The 2,155-nt window shown below is 67.9% G+C and carries 2 protein-coding genes; both read left to right on the forward strand.

The window, feature by feature from the left end; translation table 11 throughout:
- Positions 1–371, forward strand: a 371-nt coding sequence (locus ACFR9S_RS12565) for a helix-turn-helix domain-containing protein (protein WP_379818800.1), incomplete at its 5' end; no start/stop codon positions are given.
- An 89-nt stretch (positions 372–460) separates the two neighbouring features.
- The coding region (locus ACFR9S_RS12570) for an acetate--CoA ligase (protein WP_379818802.1) at positions 461–2,155 on the forward strand (1,695 nt) is incomplete at its 3' end.

The following is a 2,155-nucleotide window of genomic DNA, read 5'->3' on the forward strand; positions in this document are numbered from 1 at the left end:
CCGACGGCGTGACCACGCTCACGGCGGAGCTGCCCGGCGACGGCGACGTGCGTTCGACCGTCGACGCCGTGACCGACGCGTACCCGTCGGTGCGGCTGGCCGCGAAACGGCAGGTCGATCGGCCGGTCGAGACCGACGCCGGGTTCCGCGAGCGGCTCGGCGACCGCCTCTCCGAGCGCCAGACGACCGTCCTCCGGGCGGCCTACCATGCGGGCTACTTCGAGTGGCCGCGGGACACGACCGCCGAGGAGCTGGCCGACTCCGTCGGCGTCTCGGCGCCGACGCTGCACAACCACCTCCGAAACGCCGAGGGGAAGCTCCTCACCGCGTTCTTCGAGGACGCTCCCGCGGGGGAGAACGGGGACCGCTGAGCCTCGATCGGCGGGCGAAAACCGGGCGCAGTTTGGATAATTAGCGCCCCCGTTTATGTGATGGGAAGGTGGATCGTCGGCGATAGATCATGGGTGATCAAGACGCGGAACTGGAAGCGCGGCTCGAAGCGCAGGACGTGTTCGAGCCGCCGGAATCGTTCGTCGAGCAGGCAAACGTCGCGGACCCCGACATCTACGCGGAGTTCGCGGAGAACTGGCCGGAGTGCTGGGCGACCGCGGCCGACATGCTCGACTGGGAGACCGAGTACGACACCGTACTCGACGACTCGAACCCGCCGTTCTACGAGTGGTTCACGGGCGGCGAACTCAACGCCTCGGCGAACTGCATCGACCGACACCTCGACGAGCGGGGCGACGAGGCCGCGATCGAGTGGGTCGGCGAGCCGACCGCAGAGGAGAACCGCACCTACACCTACGCGGAGCTTCACCGCGAGGTGAACGAGTTCGCGGCCGCGCTGCGGGAGATGGGCGTCGGCGAGGACGACGTGGTGACGATGTACATGCCGATGATCCCGGAACTGCCGATCGCGATGCTCGCCTGTGCTCGCATCGGCGCGCCGCATTCGGTCGTCTTCGCGGGCTTCTCCGCCGACGCGCTCGCGACGCGCATGAACGCCGCCGACTCGGAGTATCTCGTCACCGCCGACGGCTACTACCGCCGCGGCGACCCGCTCGACCACCTCGAAAAAGCCAACGAGGGCCTCAGCGGCGTCGAGCACGAGGTATCGGACACGGTCGTCGTCGGCCGGCTCGCGGCCAACGGCGACGGTCACGGTCACGAACTGGGCGAGTCACAGCACGACTACGACGACCTCGTCGCCGCCCACGAGGGGGCCGAGGTCGAACCGGTCGACCGTGACGCCGAGGACATGCTGTTCCTGATGTACACCTCGGGGACCACGGGCGAACCGAAGGGGGTGAAACACACGACGGGCGGCTACCTCTCGTGGGCCGCGTGGACCTCCCACGCCGTCCTCGACGTGAAGCCGGAGGACACGTACTTCTGTTCGGCCGACATCGGCTGGATCACTGGGCATTCGTACATCGTCTACGGCCCGCTCGCACTGGGGACGACGACGATGATGTACGAGGGGACGCCGGATCACCCCGAGCGCGACCGGCTCTGGGAGATCGTCGAGGAGTACGAAGCCACCCAACTCTACACCGCACCGACGGCGATCCGGGCGTTCATGAAGTGGGGATCGGAGTTCCCCGACAGTCACGACCTCTCCAGCCTCCGCCTTCTCGGGACCGTGGGCGAACCGATCAACCCCCGCGCTTGGAAGTGGTACTACAAGCACATCGGCGACGAGTCCTGCCCGATCGTCGACACCTGGTGGCAGACCGAGACGGGCGGCATGATGGTCACCACACTGCCGGGCGTCAAGGAGATGAAGCCCGGCTCCGCCGGCCCCGCGCTGCCGGGCATCGACGCCGAAATCCTCGACACGACGGGCGATCCGGTCGAGCCGGGCCGAGCGGGCTACCTCACGATCCAGAAGCCCTGGCCCGGGATGCTCCGGACGCTGTACCAGAACGACGAGCGGTACATCGACGAGTACTGGCGGGAGTACTCCGACACCGACTCCGACGACCCCGAGGACTGGGTGTACTTCCCGGAGGACGGGGCGAAGATCGACGAGGACGGCTATATTACGGTTCTGGGGCGCGTCGACGACGTGCTCAACGTCTCGGGCCACCGGCTCGGGACGATGGAGATCGAGAGCGCGATCGTCGGCGTCGAGGGCGTCGCCGAGGCCGCC

Source organism: Halolamina salina, assembly GCF_042678005.1.
In the GTDB taxonomy this organism is placed as follows: domain Archaea; phylum Halobacteriota; class Halobacteria; order Halobacteriales; family Haloferacaceae; genus Halolamina; species Halolamina salina.